Raw genomic sequence first — 15,554 nt, 5'->3', positions numbered from 1 at the left:
GTGCATGCTGACTCAGTACCGGAGCAGGGATGCATGTCCGTTCAATCCGCGGCCGCAGATGTCGACGTCGATCTCAGGCAGCTTTTCGCCAGCCTGGCGCGAAACTGGCTGCGGATCCTTTTCGTCGCGCTGGTTGTAACCGGCCTGGCCTTTGCGCTCGCCTGGCTTGCAACGCCCGAATACAAGGCGGCAGCCAAGCTGGAGATCGGGCCTCGAGAATCGGAGTTCACGCGGCCAGCCGGGGCCAACGGCAACGAGCGGTCGATTCCCGACGAAGAGGCTGTGGCCACCGAGGTCCAGATCATCTCGTCCCCCGACATCCTCAAGCAGGTGGCGACGAAGCTCAACCTGGCGAAATTGCCCGAATTCGACGAGGCGCTGAAGATGTCGACGCTGAGCCGCGCCCTTGTCCTTGTAGGCTTGAAAAGCGATCCGTTCGAGATTCCGCTGGAAGAGCGCGTGCTGGACGCAATGCATGAGAAGCTCAACGTCTATGGCGTTGAAAAAACCCGCGCGATCGCAATCGAGTTCTCGTCAGAGGATCCAAAGCTTGCCGCCGCGATCCCGAACGCCATTGCAAACGCCTATATCGCCTCCAAGGGCAATGCCAAGCTCGAATCGAATTCCGCCGCCACCGACTTTCTGGCGCCTGAAATCGCGGATCTGCAGAACCGGGTGAAGGAGGCGGAAGCCAAGGTTGCCGCATTCCGTGCGCAGTCCGATCTTTTGATGGGCGGCAACAATTCGGTGCTTGCCACTCAGCAGCTGTCCGAATTGTCGAGCGAACTGTCACGGGTGCGCGCCAACCGCGCTTCGGCGGAAGCGACCGCTGACGGCGTGCGTAGGGCGTTGCGCAATGGCGGCTCGCTGGATGCCGTTCCGGAGGTGTTGTCTTCCGAACTGATCCAGCGCCTGCGCGAGCGGCAAGTCGAACTCAAGAATAACATCGCCGACCTTTCCACCACCTTGCTCGACAACCATCCGCGCATCCGCGCGCTGAAGTCGCAGCTCGCCGATCTCGACCGCCAGATCCGCAACGAAGCGGAAAAGATCATGAAGGGTCTGATGGCGCAGGCCGAGACGGCGAAGGCGCGAGAGGCTCAACTCGTGGCAGACGTTAACACGCTGAAGGCGGCGTCCGCCCGCGCCGGCGAAGAGCAGGTGGAACTCGATGCGCTGCAGCGTGATGCCGCGACCAAGCGTCAGCAGCTCGATCTCTATTCGTCCAGCTATCTCCAGGCGGCCGCACGCAAGGATCGCAACTACCTGCCCGTCGACGCTCGCGTATTTTCGGAGGCCCAGGTGCCGGCCGAACCCTATTTCCCCAAGATTGGTCCGATTGTCAGTGCGGCCTTTGTCGGCTCGTTGCTCATCATGGCGATCGTCACGCTGCTGCAGGAACTGTTTTCCGGCCGCGCCATGCGTCCGGCCGCCGGTGCCCATTTCGAGCGCATCGAGCAGGTTGCGATGCCGGCTGTCCAGGCCGAACGCGTAATGGCCGAGCCCGACCCACCGATTGCCCGGCCCGAACCGGCAGCCGCCGAGATCGATGAGACCGACGACGACAAGATTATCGAGACCAAAGTGGAGCCGGAACCCGTCGCGGTGGCGGAAGCGGCTGCCGAGAAAATCGAACCGGAGTACTCTGAAATGGCTGCTGCAGACATTGAACCGGCACGTTCTGTCCTCGGCGAGGTCGACATCGACAAGGCCGCGGAAAAACTGATCGCCACCGGTGCCGCCCGCGCCATATTCGTGTCGCCGGAAGGCGACGAGGCGGCCGCCTCGGCGGTGCTGGTGGCGCGCGCAGTCTCCGACGCCGGGCTACGTGTGCTGCTGCTTGATCTCACCGCTTCGGGTGCCGCCTCGCGGCCGATGCTGGACAGCGGGCTGTTTCCGGGCATCACCGATCTGCTCGCCTCGCAAGCGCAGTTCAGCGATGTGATCCACCCCGATCTCTATTCGGACTGCCACGTTATTCCGGTCGGCACAGCCGATCCGGTCCGCGCCATGCGCGCCGCCGACCGGCTGCCGATCATCATGCAGTCGCTGACCACCGCCTATGATCTGGTCGTGGTCGAATGCGGGCCGGCCGACGCGCAAGGCATCAGCCGCCTGGTGGGCGAGGGGACCGAGGTCCTGCTCTCCATGCTGGAGCCGGACGACGAGGTGACGCAGGCCGCGGTCGCGCTCATCGAGAGCGGCTATCCCGACCTGACGCTGGTCACACCGATCGGCCATGTGGCGCCGGGGCCAATGCCGGGACGGCGCTCGGCCGCCTGAGGTAGTTTTCTCAAATCGAAATCAGCTGTCGTCTTCGCCTGCGGCCGGTGCTGTCCGCCCCACCGCTTTGCGGCGCAGCAGCTTGGTCAGCTTCCAGACCATTGGGCTGTGCTTGATGAATGCCTTCAGGCTTGCGCCGTGCCTGAGCGCAAGCGCCAGCGCACGACCCTTCAGCGTCAGCGGAACCAGCACCTCGAAATGCTGCGTTTCGACATCGCACCACAATCGCTTGTAGGGTTCGTCGCCGACCGAGAAATCATAGATTTTGAAACCCGCCTCGCAGGCTTCCTGGATGTTCTCGAAGAACAGGAAGTCGCCCGGGCTGGTGTGTGCGAGGTCATCCTCGGCGATCGCCCCGAATTCGCAGATCAGCCGCTTGCCCGAGCGGCTCGATCCGGTGACAGCACGGAGCTTGCCGGCGACTTCCAGCCCATGCAGGACGAAGGACGGATCTTCTTCTTGAAGCGCGTCGGTAAACAGCGAGCGGAAAAAAGCGCGCACCTCCGCTTCACCGAAAACATTGGCGATACCCATCTTGCGAAAGCGGAATTCCTTCATCTCGAAAAAGGCATCGAGCAGCATGTGCACCTCGTCCGCGGTCCTCGCCTCGATGCGACGATAGCTGCCGACGGCCTCGAACTTGCGCGCCTGCGAGCGATGCTTCTTGCGCCTGCGCTTGCCGCTCACGCGGGTGAGCAGCGCATCAAATCCTCCTACAAGACTGGCGGCCAGCGACAGATTGGGGCTCGAAAAATGCGGCAAGGCGGAGAGCGGGTTGGCAACGCCGTCGAGATCGGGCAGCAGCCGCTCCAGCGCGACAAGATCGATGTCGCGCCGCGCCTTGGCAATCGCAGCCAGCATCGAGCGGATCGCCGCACTATCGGCATTCGCCAGCCATTGCGGGTCGGCGGCGGCAAAATTGCCGTTAGCATGGCGGCCGCCCATGAAGCGGGCGATGCGGAACGCTCCACTGTGGGTGACCTCCAGCGCCAACGAGAAGACCGGCCTGTCGTCGGCGCGCAGCGTCGCAACGACAACGTCGGCGCCGGTATGTGCGGCCCAGTTCAGGATCCAGCCTGCGCTCTGCGCCGGGGCAAAAAGCGCCGAATGGCAGAATTCTGCGTACGCCGCCAGCGCCGCACCATCGGCGACCGAGGTTGACAGGCCGGCCTTGCCGGCCGGCAAGGCACACGGCGACGCCTCGCTGCTTGCCAGCCGATTGCCGTCAAATGACGCGGTGGCGTCAACCATACCTCAATCCTTAGGGCGTATTCGTCGCGATTGGGGGTCCGCGCAGGCGCATTCCATGCTTGATGAGCTTAGGCGCAAAAGGTGAATGAATGATCGACGGGGGCGAGGCAATCCGCAAACTGGCGCTCAATCTCGCCCGTTATTCCGGTCTCGCTCCGCTGGCTAAACCATTTATCGGCGGCCTCGGCGCCATCCTGATGCTGCATCGGGTCACCGCGACGCCGGAAAAGCCGAACGGCGTCAACCGCCACTTGAACATCGCGCCTGGGTTTCTCGACGCCGTGATCGCCGACATGAAGGCGAACGGCTACAGTTTCGTCACGCTGGACGAGGCCATCGAGCGCATCAAGGCTGGCGACAAGGACGGCCAGTTTGCGACGATCACCGCCGACGACGCCTATCGAGACAACATGACCGAGGCGCTGCCGGTGCTGGAGAAACACGGCGCGCCGATCACCATCTATGTCGCGCCGGGACTCATCGACGGCGCTGCCGATTTGTGGTGGGACGTGGTCGAGGACATCGTCAATGCGCGCGATCGCCTGACTCTGACGACGCCGGATGGCGCAGTGACGATCGACTGCTCGAGTCCCGGAAAAAAGGTCCAGGCCAATGCGCGCCTGCACGCTCATCTGACGCTGAAGGTGCGCGAGCAGGACCAGCGCGCGGTGTTGCGGGATCTGGCGCGCTCGAACGGCATCGTGTTGGGTGGTCCGCGCCCGAGCACGCTGATGAACTGGGACGAGATCCGCACCATGGCCGAGCACCCGCTGGTGACGATCGGCGCACATAGCGTCAATCACTGCAATCTGAAGCGGCTTTCCGAGAGCGATGCGCGACATGAGATCGGCGACGTCAAGCGCATATTGCAGGCCAAACTCGGCGAGGAGCCGCGCCATTTCGCCTATCCCTACGGTTATGCCAGCGCCGTCGGCCGCCGCGAAGTCGGCCTAGTCCGCGATGCCGGCTATGCCTCGGCGGTGACGACCCGCCACGGCATACTCCGCGCCGAGCATGCCGGCTTCCTGCATGCCCTGCCGCGCATTTCGGTCAATGGCCGCTATCAGAGCGTCGCCCACATCCGAACAATGTTGTCGGGCGTCACGACGCCGCTGGCCAATGCCGGCAAGACGGTTGTGACGATCTAACTGTTGCCTCGCCCCTTCGGCCGCGGCTCCAGGATCAGCCATTTGATGATGCCCATCGCCGGCAGCACCCACAAAAACCCGCTGAGCAGGAAGAAGAGGAAGTGCGCCAGCGGCCCGGACTGCGACAACTGCGCAACCGCCACGATCGAGGCGACCAGCGCATAGACTGTGACCAGCACTACCAGCAGGAAGCTTCCGATCAGCTTTTTCAGGCGAATGGGCATGGCGCGATCTCGTTGACCGCTATCGCTTAGGCCGAACATTCGATGCGCGCAACCCGCCGGAAACGGCGCGACGGCGTGCCGCGCTGTCTGGTCTTGCAAGCCGGGTTGCGATGGTTCACCAATCCGCGACTTCAACTGCCGGGACAAATCCATGGCTGCTGCCATATCCGATGCCGCGCCTTTCGCCGCCCGCGATCGCGACCTTCGCAACCGCGCGCTGGTACGCGGTTGGCTCTATGTCGTGCTCCTAGTGCTGTTTGCGCTGGTACTGGTCGGCGGCGCTACAAGGCTAACCAATTCCGGCCTGTCGATCACCGAATGGCAGCCGATACACGGCGTCATCCCGCCGCTCAATGATGCGGAGTGGCAGGAGGAGTTCCTGCGCTACCAGCAGATCCCACAATATGCCGAACTCAACAAGGGCATGAGCATCGAGGCGTTCAAATCGATCTTCTGGTGGGAATGGGTGCACCGCATCCTGGCGCGTAGTGTCGGCGTGGTCTTCGCCTTGCCGCTGCTGTTCTTCTGGGCGACGCGCCGCATCGAGCGGGGCCTCGGCACGAAATTGTCGGGCATCCTCCTTCTCGGCGCCCTGCAGGGCGCGATAGGCTGGTGGATGGTGGCGTCCGGGTTGGCTGACCGCGTTTCGGTCAGCCAATACCGGCTGGCGATGCATCTGACGTTGGCGGCACTTATCTTCACGGCGACCATGGTGGTCGCGCGTGGGCTGGCGCCGCACTCGGAACCTGCCGCCGACCGCTCGACGCAACGTCTGGCCGGCGTCCTGGTGCTGCTGGCGCTGGTCCAGATCTATCTCGGCGGGCTGGTCGCCGGGCTAGACGCCGGCTTGAGCTACAACACCTGGCCGCTGATGGACGGCAAGCTGGTGCCCGGCGACCTGCTGCTGCTCGAGCCGGCATGGCGCAATTTCTTCGAAAATCCGAAGACGGTGCAGTTCGTCCACCGGGCCGGCGCCGAAACGATCTTCGCGGTCGCGCTCTGGCACATGATTGCAACACGCCGGCGCCTGCCGGGCACGACGCATGCCCGGCGTGCGACGCTGCTGTTCCTGATTGTCGTGGTGCAGGCGTCGATCGGCATCGGCACCCTATTGATGCAGGTGCCGCTCCACATGGCCTTGGCGCATCAGGCATTCGCGCTGGTTCTGCTCGGCTTCGCCGCCGCGCATTGGCGCGGTACCAGGGGCGCTTACCCGCTGCCCCACGAGATTGCTCTCAGAGGCTGAGCCGCACCCGCCGGATTGCCGCGGCAATCGCCAGCTCGCGGTTTTCGTCGACCGCGTTGCGATCTTCATGGTGCCATGCAGCCGACAGGCAGCCAAAGGCGATAGCGTGGTCCAGTATGGCGGGCGCCGTCTGGCCGAGCGTTGCTGCAAAGACTTGCGCCATATGGGCGATCCGCCGCGGATCGAGGCAAAGATCGTCTCGGTCGAGTGGGTTGTAGAACATGTTGGCGGCATCAAAGCCCGGGTCGCCGAAAACGCCCTTCGGATCGATCGCCAGCCAGCCACGTGGACCGTGCATGATGTTGTCGTGATGCAGGTCGCCATGCAACGGCCGCGCGTCATGCGGATTGGACAACAGCCGTTCCGCGATTTCGGCAGCTTCGACATACAGGCTCTTTTCGCCGGCGGCGCGATCGGCCTTCGCCTTTTGGAACAGGCTGAAAAACCGTGTCCGCAGCGGCTGAAGGTCAGGCGGGGCAGGGTGCGTCGACGGCGACAGCAGCTTGGCCATCACCTCCGCCGCGATGGCGGTGGCGGCATTGTCGTCCTCATCCGCAATGATCTGTGACAGCGAGGTTTCGCCGGCGTATTCGAGCAGCATGCGGTGGCCGTCGCTGCCGAGCAGCCGCACCGCGCCTTCGCCGCATCGCCAGGCGAGGAAATGCTCGCCACGCAACTCGTCCTCGACATCGTCGAAAGGCTTTAGATCCTTGACGATTGCCGGCGAGCCGTCCTCACGCGCGACCTTCCAGACGCGGCTGCTGAACGTTTCGGCGACGAGTTCGGGCGCGCCGACCTTCCAGCGCTTTGGAAATGCCGGCGCATCCATTCAGAGGCCGAGCATCAGATCCATGTTCTGCACGGCGGCGCCCGAGGCGCCCTTGCCGAGATTGTCGTAGACCGCAAGCAGCAGCGCCTGCGCTCGATCGTCATTGGCGAAGACGTAGAGCTTCATCCGGTTGGTGCCATTATAGATCTCCGGATCGATGTCAGGCATGCGTTCCTGATGCAGATACGGCGCCACCTCGACCACGCCGCCATCGATGGAAGCGAAATGATCGGCGATCGCCGCATGCAGCTCGGCGCCGGTCGGCACATGGTCGAGGCCGCCGAGTTGCAGCGGCACCACCGTGATCATGCCTTGCGCGAAATTGCCGACCGCCGGCTGCATGATCGGATCGTGCGAAAGCTTGGCATAGGTCCTGAGCTCAGGCACGTGCTTGTGCTGCAGCGTCAGCCCGTAGGGCAGGAATTCCGGCGCATCCTCCCCCTTGGCGACATAATCCTCGATCATCGGCCGGCCGCCGCCGGAATAGCCGGAAATGCCGTTGACGGTGACCGGAAAATCGGCCGGCAACAGCCCCGCCGCAACCAGCGGCCGCAGCGTCGCGATCGGTCCTTGCGGCCAGCAGCCCGGATTGGCGACGCGCTTCGCCGAAGCGATCTTCCTCGCCTGGTCCTTGTCCATTTCGGCGAAACCGTATTCCCAGCCATCGGCAACACGATGCGCCGTCGAGGCGTCGATCACCTTGGTGGTGTCATTGGCGATCAGCGAAACGCTTTCCTTGGCGGCCGCGTCCGGTAGGCAGAGGATCGCGACATCGGCGGCGTTGAGGAACTCGGCGCGCGCTGCCGTCTCCTTGCGGCGCTCGGTCGGGATGGAGATGATTTCCAGGTCGCCGCGCTCGGCAAGCAGCGCCCTTATCTGCAGACCGGTGGTGCCGTGCTCGCCGTCGATGAAGATTTTCGGTTTCATTGCTTGCCAAAATTCCTGTTATCTCAAAGCTATATGCCGCTTGCCAGATTCAATCCGGCAACGCTGTGATTGCCCTGGTTCATTTCCTCGAGCCGCGCCTTTCGTTCCGCCAGCAGCCCGAGATAGTGCATGGCCACCATCGACCCGGCAATTGCCGTTATATCGGCGTGATCATAGGCTGGCGCAACCTCGACGACGTCGGCGCCGACGATATCGATCTGGTTGATCTGGCGCAGCACCGACAGGATCTTTGCCGAAGATGGGCCTCCCGCGACCGGCGTTCCGGTGCCGGGCGCAAAAGCCGGATCCAGGCAATCGATGTCGAAAGTGACGTAGGTCTTCTTGCCGCCGGTACGGTCGACGATGGCATAGGCGATGTCGGACGCACGCATTTCCTCCACTTCATGGCCATACAGGATCTTGATGCCGAACGTGTCGGGCGCATGGGTGCGGATGCCGATCTGGATCGACCGGTCGGGGTCGATGATGCCCTCCTTGACCGCACGGCCGACGAAGGAGCCGTGATCGATGCGCTTGCCGTCGTCGGGCCAGGTGTCCTGGTGTGCGTCGAACTGCACCAGAGCCAGCGGGCCATGGATGGCGGCATGCGCCTTGAGCAGCGGCCAGGTGACGAAGTGATCGCCGCCGAGTGACAGCAGAAAGGCGCCGGATTTCAGGATCTTCGCTGCCTCGCGCTCGATTGTAGCAGGCGTCTTCTGGTGATTGCCGCTGTCGAGCAGGCAATCGCCATAATCCACCACGGCGAGACGTTCGAACAGGTCGCGCGAAAACGGGTATTGCGGGTCGTTGTCGAGGATGGCCGAGGCGCGGCGAATCGCCTGCGGTCCGAAACGCGCGCCCGGCCGATTGGTGACCGCGGCGTCAAAGGGAATGCCCCACACCACTGCATCGGCGCCCTTCACGTCCTTCGAATATTTGCGCCGCATGAACGACAGCGCGCCGGCATAGGTCGGCTCGAACGACGCACCCGTCCTGGAGCGGGTGGTGAAGGCGTGATCGATGGTCCTTGGCGGCATGAAGCGATCTCCTGTGCGTCGGCGCGCAACCTTATTGGACATAATTCTCAGAATTGCGACCCCTGCGGAGGATCATGGCCATTCGATCCGGTCACAAATCCTTGCTCGCCAGGCAAACCCCGCATGGCTGGCCAGGAGACTGCCTGGCAAACAACCGAAAGTAGCCGCCGACGGCTGCTTCGGCCGGCGCTGACCTGATTTTCCGGCATTTTGCAAGCCGGCTTCGTTCACCTGCCTGTCACGGGCATCGCTTAACGGGGGGTGCGATCCCGGTACGGAGCGATTCTCATGCGAACGATTTGGCTGAGCCTTCTGCTTTCCGCGGCGTTGGCGGTCTCCCTTGGTCATGCATCGGCAGGCGAAACGCGCGCCAGGCAGATTCTTGAGCGGTTCGAGCACGCCAACCAATGGCGCGACCATGTGATCGTGGCCGCGCACCGCGCAGGTGGCATGCAGGCCGGCAAGACGCTCTATCCCGAAAACTCGATCGCCGCCGTCGAGGCGTCGATCGCAATGGGCGCCGAAATCGTCGAGGTCGACATCAGGCGCTCGAAGGACGGCGAATTCGTCGTCATGCATGACAGCTGGCTCGACCGCACCACGAATTGTAGGGGCGAGGTGGTCAAGCGGACGCTGGCCGAACTCAAGACCTGCCGGCTGGTGATCGAAGGCACCGGCGCCGTTACGGGCGAGACGGTCTCGACGTTGGGGGAAATGTTGATGGCGACCAGGGACAGGATCCTCGTCAATCTCGACAACAAGCTCGATGTCGATAGCCTGGCGGGCATGATTGCGGTTGCGCGCGACCTCGGCATGGCCGAACAGGTGATCGTCAAGGAGAACCTGTGGAATGCGGAGCGGATCACTACGGTCAGGGCTGCCATGGACGCGATCGGCAGCGGCTTCCAGTTCATGCCGATCATCGCCGATGACGCGGTTCGCGACGCCATGTTTGCCGAGAAAGTCAGCCGGGCCTTCCCGGTGCGCGCGGTCGAGATGATCAACTGGCGCGCAGGATCAGAGACGCTGACCGAGAACGGCGGTCCGCTGTTCAGCCCGCACATGCGCGCGCTGGCGGTGAGGGGCGACTGGCACATCTGGGCCGACACCTACGCCATCGTCAACAAGCCGGGCGGCTTCCTCGCCGGTGGCCGCGGCGACGAGCTGGCGGTCGCGGCCAGCCTGCCGCGCGAGACCTACGGCTTCTGGGTCGAGCGCGGCGCCACCATCATCCAGACCGACGAACCGAGGGCCGCCATCGGTTGGCTGGCGGCGAACGGTTTTCGCGTGCCCTATGCCGGTGAGAAGCGCCCGGCCGAGCCGGCGAATACGGCCAGCATTAACTAGGAGCGGCGGTCGCGCTGCCAATCTCCCCACGAGGGGGGAGATTGGCTCATCACCGCCTTCGCCAGTCTCCAACACCGGCTGGAGGCACCTCGAGCCTCGTCCGCAGGTCAAGCGGCCATCGCCACGCCATCCAGCTCCTTGAGAACATCGTCCGACAGTTCGAGTTCCGCCGCGGCGAGGTTCTCCCCGAGATGCGCAACTGAAGACGTGCCGGGAATCAGAAGAATGTTCGGCGCGCGGCGAAGCAGCCAGGCGAGCGCGACCTGCATGGGCGTGGCGCCGAGGCGTGCCGCGACCTTGGACAAGGTCGACGATTGCAGCGGGTTGAAGCCGCCAAGCGGGAAGAACGGCACATAGGCGATGCCGTCGCGGGCCAGATCGTCGATCAAGGTATCGTCGCCCCGATGCGCCAGATTGTATTGGTTCTGCACGCACACGATCCTGCAGATCCTGCGGCCTTCGGCGATCTGCGCAGCGGTGACGTTGCTCAGCCCGATGTGACGCACAAGGCCCTGGCGCTGGAGCTCGGCCAGCGTCGCAAGCGGCGCCTCGATCGACCCTTCGGCGGGGCCATGCGCGTCGAACATGACCCGAAGGTTGACCACCTCCAGCACGTCGAGTCCGAGATTGTGCAGATTGTCGTGCACGGCCTTGGCGAGTTCCTGGGCCGAGAAGGCCGGCAACCACGATCCGTCCTTGCCGCGCCGGGCGCCGATCTTGGTGACGATAACGAGGTCGTCGGGATAGGGTGCGAGCGCTTCGCGGATCAACAGGTTGGTTACGTGCGGGCCATAGAAGTCGCTGGTGTCGATGTGATTGACGCCTTGCGCGACGGCTTCGCGCAGCACGGCCAATGCCGCGTCGCGGTCTTTTGGTGGGCCGAAGACGCCGGGCCCTGCGAGCTGCATGGCGCCGTAGCCGAGCCGTCTCACTCTGCGGTCGCCGAGGATGAATGTGCCGGACTGGTCGACGCTGGACATGGTCTTTCTCCTTCAGGAATGGTGCACAGATAGACGCTGTCCGATCTCATGATAATTGGGTACAATTCGCACGGGCTGTGCGGAATGACGAACAATGCAGATCGATCTCGGGGATCTTAACGCCTTCGTGGCCGTAGCGCGCGCCCGAGGTTTTCGGGATGCGGCACGCGCCAGCGGCGGCAGTGCGTCCGGCTTGAGCGAGGCTGTGCGGCGCCTGGAGACGCAGCTCGGTGTCAGGCTGCTCAACCGGACGACCCGCAGCGTTGTCCTGACGGAAGCCGGCGAAGGCCTGCTGGCGCGGCTCGGTCCTGCCTTGATCGAGGTGGAATCGGCCCTCGACGTGGTGAACGGCTTTCGCGACAGGCCGGCAGGTACGCTGCGCCTCAATGTGCCGGTCAGCGCGGCGCGGCTGGTCCTGCCCGGCATCGTCCCGCGGTTCCTTGCCGCCTATCCCGGCATCCGGCTGGAGGTGATCGCCGAGGAAAGCTTTGTCGATGTGCTGGCGGCGGGGTGCGACGCCGGCATCCGCTATGACGAGCGGCTGGAGCAGGACATGATCGCCGTGCCGATCGGACCGCGCGTGCAGCGCTTCGCTACAGCCGCCAGCCCTGCCTACCTGGATCGTCATGGCCGGCCGCAACACCCGAGCGACCTGCTCGGCCACGCCTGCCTGCGCGGCCGCTTTGCCAGCCGTGCGATGCCGCCGTGGGAGTTCGAGCGCGACGGCGAGGTGGTGCGGGTCGACCCAAGTGGGCCGCTTCTCGTGACCCTGGGCGGGGCGACCGACCTCAAGGTCGATGCAGCCATCGCCGGCACAGGCATCGTCAGCCTGTTTGAGGATTGGCTGCGCCCTCACTTCGAGAGCGGGGCGCTCGAACCGGTGCTTGAACCGTGGTGGCAGAGCTTCTCCGGGCCGTTCCTTTATTATCCTGGCCGGCGCCTCGTACCGGCGCCGCTGCGGGCGTTTATCGATTTCATCAAGGTATCGGCCGGCCAGCCCTGACATCCGGGAGAGCCGCGCCCGAAAATAAGCGCGGCTCCCTTCCCTCAGGTGACCTCCCGCTATGCTTCGCGGCAGGTCTTGCTTGGACTATTTGACCGGGATCATCAGGTGCGCGTACGGCGTACCGGGGAACATGACATATGGCTGCGTCGGACTCGGCTCGTGGGGATACAACGCCATCAAGTCCGGTGCATTCATGACCATCACGTGCGGACCGTCATGCAGCCATTTGGCCCCTTCCGGCGGCTTGGTTGCAAAGGGATCGGTATTGCTGGCCGCATCGCCTCCCTTCAGCATATAGGCGAAGGCAACCTTTCCTGCTGGCGGCTCCTTCTTGGACATGATCGCGTGCATCCACGCCATGCCGTTCTCATCCGTGCACATTGGGTCGTCTGCGGGAGTGCCAGGGTCGTCCGGGATGCAAGTGAAGCCGTTGGTGCCCTTCCTCAACGTCTTCATCTCCCAATTCACGACGGCGGCGTTTTTGCCGACAGCCTCCGGTGCCGCTGTAATCGCATTCTCGATCAGCTGCTCGTCGCTTTTATCGGCCGCAGGCGCGGCGAATGCCCAAGTCACGGCGACAGCTGCTAGAAATACACTGCTGGAATGGATGCGCATTGCCTCCTCCTTCGCGAGCGTCAGGTTGCCGGCGCGTCGCAACGTGCACAGCTCCCGCTCTTTGAAGTTGGCTGCTGCCCTGGGGTCTGGAACGCACCTGTAATTAAGATACTACTAATATTACTTTGGGTCACCTGAAGATGCGGGATTGCCATGTCGACAAACAAAAGGGGCTGCGAATACGCAGCCCCTTTGAAAAATCGATAGAAAATAGGGTATTTAGCGCTTCGAGAACTGGAAGCTCCGGCGGGCCTTCGCCTTGCCGTACTTCTTGCGCTCGACGACGCGGCTGTCGCGGGTCAGGAAGCCGCCCTTCTTGAGCACGGCGCGCAGCGCCGGCTCGTAATAGGTCAGCGCCTTGGAGATGCCGTGGCGCACGGCACCGGCCTGGCCGGAAAGGCCGCCGCCGATGACGGTGGCAACGATGTCGTACTGGCCGGCGCGGTTGGCGGCGATGATCGGCTGGTTGAGGATCATCTGCAGGACCGGGCGTGCGAAATATTCGGCGAACACCTTGTCGTTGACGACGATCTTGCCGGAGCCGGGCTTCACCCAGACACGGGCGATGGCGTTCTTGCGCTTGCCGGTGGCATAGGCGCGGCCCGATTTGTCGAGCTTCTGGACATGGACGGGTGCTGCCGGCTGGGTGTTGGTGTTGCCGGTGGCAGTTCCGAGTTCTGCGAGCGAGGAAAGCTCAGCCATCTTACGAAACCTTCTTGTTCTTGGCGTTCAGCTTGGCCACGTCGAGGACGACGGGCTGCTGGGCGACATGCGGATGTTCCGTGCCTGCGTAGACGCGGAGGTTCTTCATCTGGCGACGGCCGAGTGGGCCACGCGGGATCATGCGTTCGACGGCCTTCTCCACGACACGCTCGGGGAAACGACCCTCGAGCAGCTGGCGCGCGGTGCGCTCCTTGACGCCGCCGGGGTGGCCGGTGTGCCAGTAATAGACCTTGTCGGTGAACTTCTTGCCGGTGAACACCACCTTGTCGGCATTGATGACGATGACGTTGTCGCCGTCGTCGACGTGCGGGGTGAAGGTGGGCTTGTGCTTGCCGCGAAGATGATTGGCGATGACAGTGGCGAGACGGCCGACGACGAGACCCTCGGCGTCGATCAGCACCCACTTCTTCACCACATCCGCAGGCTTCTGCGAAAAGGTTGCCATGGATTGTTGCTTTCGGTTCGGACCTTCAAAAGAAGGCGTTTCTTGTTGCTTGGATTGGCAAAGGCACTTGCCGTCGCCAATAACAAAACGGCGGCCTTTGCGGGCCGCTGTTCCGTGAGGGCTTATAGGGGAGGGTGGTTATCGCGTCAAGGCGCGTGAAATGCCTGCCAGAAGATAAAGCTAAACAAAAACAAATACTTGAGTTAAAGGTATCATTTTACCACATCACGACTTGGCTCTGTGTCAGACAAATCTCAGTGCTTTGCCTCGATTTCCTTGCGAGCTGCGCTGGAGAGGAATGCAGATCGCGTTATGCCTCGGTCGCGCGCCGCAGCGTCGATCGCCCGCAAGACGCCGCGCTCGAAAGTTACATTCGCCCTCACGACGGCGCTGTCATTGTCGATGAGTGGTACCGACACCAGATAGCCTCCTTCAGCAAGTGCTTTGCGTATATCCGCAAGCGCGACGATCGCCTCATGGCTGGACGGTTCGGGAACAGGCATGTCCTCCGCCCACAACTGCAACGCTTGGACTGCATTCGGTACGATGTCTTCCGCCTCGTCCGCGGCTGAAAAGCAGCCCGGAATGTCTGGAAAGCGAATGCCGAACGCGCTGTCGGGATCTTTATCGATCAACGCGAAATAGTTCTTCATCTCGGCCTCCAAGACGCTTCAGGTCACCTATATCCAGCCCGCTTGTTTGGCGATGGCGCGAGCTGTACCGGTTGGTAGATCCTTCTCCGGATGCGGAACGATCACCACGATCTCGCCCTTTCGGAACTTGTGATGCGAGCCGCGTACGGAAACCAGCTCGAAACCATCATCCTTGAGACGCTTCACGATTTTGCGGCTGTCACGCTCAAGCAAATATCACCTATGCGCACATATATACACATCAACAAAAAAATTCAATAGAAAGCATTAGGCCGGAATCCGCCTTGGCGGGATCGAATAGGTGCCCGTTGCGTGCGCTACCGTGTGTCCCTCCGGGCCGGCGACGATGTCGATATCGAACACCATCAGGTTCTTGCCCAGCTTCAGGATGCGGCAATGGCCGTCGATCGGCCCGGCCTCGGCCTTGCGGACAAAATTGATGTTGAGACTGGTAGTAACCGAAAGCGCATCCGGCCCGGCATGCGAGAGCACACAGACATAGCCACCTATGTCGGCCAGCGTGAACAGCGCCGAACCCGACACAGTGTCGCCGGGACGCAAATGGCGCTCGTCGGCATTCAGCCGCACGACACAGCCGCCTGGAAACACCTCCAACGCCTCGTAGAAGGTGAACTGGTCGTTGAGCTGCGGGAAAACGGTCGCCATCAGCGCGTTGATTTCGGCAGCCGTCAGCATCGGTTTGAGATTGCTTTGGGCAGGCATGTCAGTCTCTCGTTTGCGCCTGCCTGTATGAGCGCAGCCTGCGGTTTCTGGCAACAGCCATTCATTATGGCAGAAGCGGAGTGTTGGACGAAGCGAGACCCGCATACTAGATTAGTC

17 protein-coding genes are annotated in these 15,554 nt (G+C 62.9%); 5 read left to right on the top strand and 12 right to left on the bottom strand.

The window, feature by feature from the left end:
• Positions 1-33: 33 nt before the first annotated feature.
• Complete coding sequence (locus AC0L2Y_RS10810; RefSeq protein ID WP_473555961.1) at positions 34-2,283, top strand: GumC family protein; 2,250 nt, start codon at positions 34-36, stop codon at positions 2,281-2,283.
• A 21-nt stretch (positions 2,284-2,304) separates the two neighbouring features.
• Here AC0L2Y_RS10810 and AC0L2Y_RS10805 read toward each other — a convergent pair whose 3' ends face one another.
• A complete protein-coding gene (locus AC0L2Y_RS10805; RefSeq protein ID WP_473555959.1) occupies positions 2,305-3,534 on the bottom strand; it encodes a GNAT family N-acetyltransferase in 1,230 nt (409 codons plus the stop codon).
• An 89-nt stretch (positions 3,535-3,623) separates the two neighbouring features.
• On the opposite strand from AC0L2Y_RS10805, the gene AC0L2Y_RS10800 reads away from it, so the two are divergent.
• Entirely contained in the window at positions 3,624-4,682 is a 1,059-nt protein-coding gene (locus AC0L2Y_RS10800) for a polysaccharide deacetylase family protein (protein ID WP_352566117.1), read from the top strand.
• Here the strand turns inward: AC0L2Y_RS10800 and AC0L2Y_RS10795 are convergent.
• Positions 4,679-4,906, bottom strand: coding sequence for a DUF2842 domain-containing protein (locus AC0L2Y_RS10795; protein WP_473555957.1), 228 nt, complete (start codon positions 4,904-4,906; stop codon positions 4,679-4,681). The genes AC0L2Y_RS10800 and AC0L2Y_RS10795 overlap by 4 nt on opposite strands.
• Positions 4,907-5,057: 151 nt before the next feature.
• Between AC0L2Y_RS10795 and AC0L2Y_RS10790 the strand changes: the two genes are divergently transcribed.
• Positions 5,058-6,152 (top strand): COX15/CtaA family protein, encoded by a 1,095-nt coding sequence (locus tag AC0L2Y_RS10790; protein ID WP_473555955.1) that lies wholly within the window; start codon positions 5,058-5,060, stop codon positions 6,150-6,152.
• Here AC0L2Y_RS10790 and AC0L2Y_RS10785 read toward each other — a convergent pair.
• From AC0L2Y_RS10785 to speB, 3 genes are read right to left on the bottom strand one after another with little or no spacing between them, the layout of a single operon-like run.
• Positions 6,142-6,981 carry an aminoglycoside phosphotransferase family protein gene (locus AC0L2Y_RS10785; protein WP_473555953.1) on the bottom strand — a complete coding sequence of 280 codons (840 nt, stop codon included), beginning with the start codon at positions 6,979-6,981 and terminating at the stop codon, positions 6,142-6,144. The two genes, AC0L2Y_RS10790 and AC0L2Y_RS10785, sit on opposite strands and share 11 nt — an antisense overlap.
• Positions 6,982-7,908: an N-acetyl-gamma-glutamyl-phosphate reductase gene (gene argC, locus AC0L2Y_RS10780; protein ID WP_473555950.1), complete on the bottom strand. Its 927-nt coding sequence runs from the start codon at positions 7,906-7,908 to the stop codon at positions 6,982-6,984.
• 29 nt (positions 7,909-7,937) lie between these two features.
• Positions 7,938-8,945 carry an agmatinase gene (gene speB, locus AC0L2Y_RS10775; RefSeq protein ID WP_473555949.1) on the bottom strand — a complete coding sequence of 336 codons (1,008 nt, stop codon included), beginning with the start codon at positions 8,943-8,945 and terminating at the stop codon, positions 7,938-7,940.
• A 288-nt stretch (positions 8,946-9,233) separates the two neighbouring features.
• On the opposite strand from speB, the gene AC0L2Y_RS10770 reads away from it, so the two are divergent.
• Positions 9,234-10,292, top strand: a complete 1,059-nt coding sequence (locus AC0L2Y_RS10770; protein ID WP_352491890.1) for a glycerophosphodiester phosphodiesterase family protein — start codon at positions 9,234-9,236, stop codon at positions 10,290-10,292.
• A gap of 107 nt (positions 10,293-10,399) precedes the next feature.
• Here AC0L2Y_RS10770 and AC0L2Y_RS10765 read toward each other — a convergent pair whose 3' ends face one another.
• On the bottom strand, positions 10,400-11,272 hold the full coding sequence (locus AC0L2Y_RS10765) for an aldo/keto reductase family oxidoreductase (RefSeq protein WP_473555945.1): 873 nt from the start codon (positions 11,270-11,272) through the stop codon (positions 10,400-10,402).
• A gap of 94 nt (positions 11,273-11,366) precedes the next feature.
• On the opposite strand from AC0L2Y_RS10765, the gene AC0L2Y_RS10760 reads away from it, so the two are divergent.
• Entirely contained in the window at positions 11,367-12,275 is a 909-nt protein-coding gene (locus AC0L2Y_RS10760; RefSeq protein ID WP_473555943.1) for a LysR family transcriptional regulator, read from the top strand.
• An 87-nt stretch (positions 12,276-12,362) separates the two neighbouring features.
• Here AC0L2Y_RS10760 and AC0L2Y_RS10755 read toward each other — a convergent pair whose 3' ends face one another.
• The 6 genes from AC0L2Y_RS10755 to AC0L2Y_RS10730 all read right to left on the bottom strand — a co-directional run bounded on the left by AC0L2Y_RS10755 (position 12,363) and on the right by AC0L2Y_RS10730 (position 15,437).
• Positions 12,363-12,893 (bottom strand): hypothetical protein, encoded by a 531-nt coding sequence (locus AC0L2Y_RS10755; RefSeq protein ID WP_352491892.1) that lies wholly within the window; start codon positions 12,891-12,893, stop codon positions 12,363-12,365.
• A gap of 219 nt (positions 12,894-13,112) precedes the next feature.
• Positions 13,113-13,595, bottom strand: coding sequence for a 30S ribosomal protein S9 (gene rpsI, locus AC0L2Y_RS10750; RefSeq protein WP_023717316.1), 483 nt, complete (start codon positions 13,593-13,595; stop codon positions 13,113-13,115).
• A gap of 1 nt (position 13,596) precedes the next feature.
• Positions 13,597-14,061, bottom strand: a complete 465-nt coding sequence (gene rplM, locus AC0L2Y_RS10745) for a 50S ribosomal protein L13 (RefSeq protein WP_023674645.1) — start codon at positions 14,059-14,061, stop codon at positions 13,597-13,599.
• A gap of 254 nt (positions 14,062-14,315) precedes the next feature.
• Positions 14,316-14,714, bottom strand: a complete 399-nt coding sequence (locus tag AC0L2Y_RS10740) for a type II toxin-antitoxin system HicB family antitoxin (protein ID WP_473556081.1) — start codon at positions 14,712-14,714, stop codon at positions 14,316-14,318.
• Positions 14,715-14,741: 27 nt separating this feature from the next.
• Positions 14,742-14,927: a type II toxin-antitoxin system HicA family toxin gene (locus AC0L2Y_RS10735; RefSeq protein ID WP_352491894.1), complete on the bottom strand. Its 186-nt coding sequence runs from the start codon at positions 14,925-14,927 to the stop codon at positions 14,742-14,744.
• A gap of 54 nt (positions 14,928-14,981) precedes the next feature.
• Entirely contained in the window at positions 14,982-15,437 is a 456-nt protein-coding gene (locus AC0L2Y_RS10730) for a PaaI family thioesterase (protein WP_473555940.1), read from the bottom strand.
• Between the last annotated feature and the right edge of the window lie 117 nt (positions 15,438-15,554).

It is taken from the genome of Mesorhizobium sp. WSM4830 (assembly GCF_055811495.1).
The sequence above is the reverse complement of the archived record's forward strand: the minus strand, read 5'-3'. Positions and strand labels throughout refer to the sequence as shown.

Bases quoted from the DNA above. Each gene is read 5' to 3' on its own strand.
- AC0L2Y_RS10760 (WP_473555943.1), top strand. From the start codon at position 11,367: ATGCAGATCGATCTCGGGGATCTTAACGCCTTCGTGGCCGTAGCGCGC.
- AC0L2Y_RS10795 (WP_473555957.1), bottom strand. From the start codon at position 4,906: ATGCCCATTCGCCTGAAAAAGCTGATCGGAAGCTTCCTGCTGGTAGTG.
- AC0L2Y_RS10765 (WP_473555945.1), bottom strand. From the start codon at position 11,272: ATGTCCAGCGTCGACCAGTCCGGCACATTCATCCTCGGCGACCGCAGA.
- AC0L2Y_RS10805 (WP_473555959.1), bottom strand. From the start codon at position 3,534: ATGGTTGACGCCACCGCGTCATTTGACGGCAATCGGCTGGCAAGCAGC.
- AC0L2Y_RS10730 (WP_473555940.1), bottom strand. From the start codon at position 15,437: ATGCCTGCCCAAAGCAATCTCAAACCGATGCTGACGGCTGCCGAAATC.
- AC0L2Y_RS10770 (WP_352491890.1), top strand. From the start codon at position 9,234: ATGCGAACGATTTGGCTGAGCCTTCTGCTTTCCGCGGCGTTGGCGGTC.
- AC0L2Y_RS10800 (WP_352566117.1), top strand. From the start codon at position 3,624: ATGATCGACGGGGGCGAGGCAATCCGCAAACTGGCGCTCAATCTCGCC.
- rplM (WP_023674645.1), bottom strand. From the start codon at position 14,061: ATGGCAACCTTTTCGCAGAAGCCTGCGGATGTGGTGAAGAAGTGGGTG.
- AC0L2Y_RS10790 (WP_473555955.1), top strand. From the start codon at position 5,058: ATGGCTGCTGCCATATCCGATGCCGCGCCTTTCGCCGCCCGCGATCGC.
- rpsI (WP_023717316.1), bottom strand. From the start codon at position 13,595: ATGGCTGAGCTTTCCTCGCTCGCAGAACTCGGAACTGCCACCGGCAAC.
- AC0L2Y_RS10740 (WP_473556081.1), bottom strand. From the start codon at position 14,714: ATGAAGAACTATTTCGCGTTGATCGATAAAGATCCCGACAGCGCGTTC.
- speB (WP_473555949.1), bottom strand. From the start codon at position 8,945: ATGCCGCCAAGGACCATCGATCACGCCTTCACCACCCGCTCCAGGACG.
- AC0L2Y_RS10755 (WP_352491892.1), bottom strand. From the start codon at position 12,893: ATGCGCATCCATTCCAGCAGTGTATTTCTAGCAGCTGTCGCCGTGACT.
- AC0L2Y_RS10810 (WP_473555961.1), top strand. From the start codon at position 34: ATGTCCGTTCAATCCGCGGCCGCAGATGTCGACGTCGATCTCAGGCAG.
- AC0L2Y_RS10785 (WP_473555953.1), bottom strand. From the start codon at position 6,981: ATGGATGCGCCGGCATTTCCAAAGCGCTGGAAGGTCGGCGCGCCCGAA.
- argC (WP_473555950.1), bottom strand. From the start codon at position 7,908: ATGAAACCGAAAATCTTCATCGACGGCGAGCACGGCACCACCGGTCTG.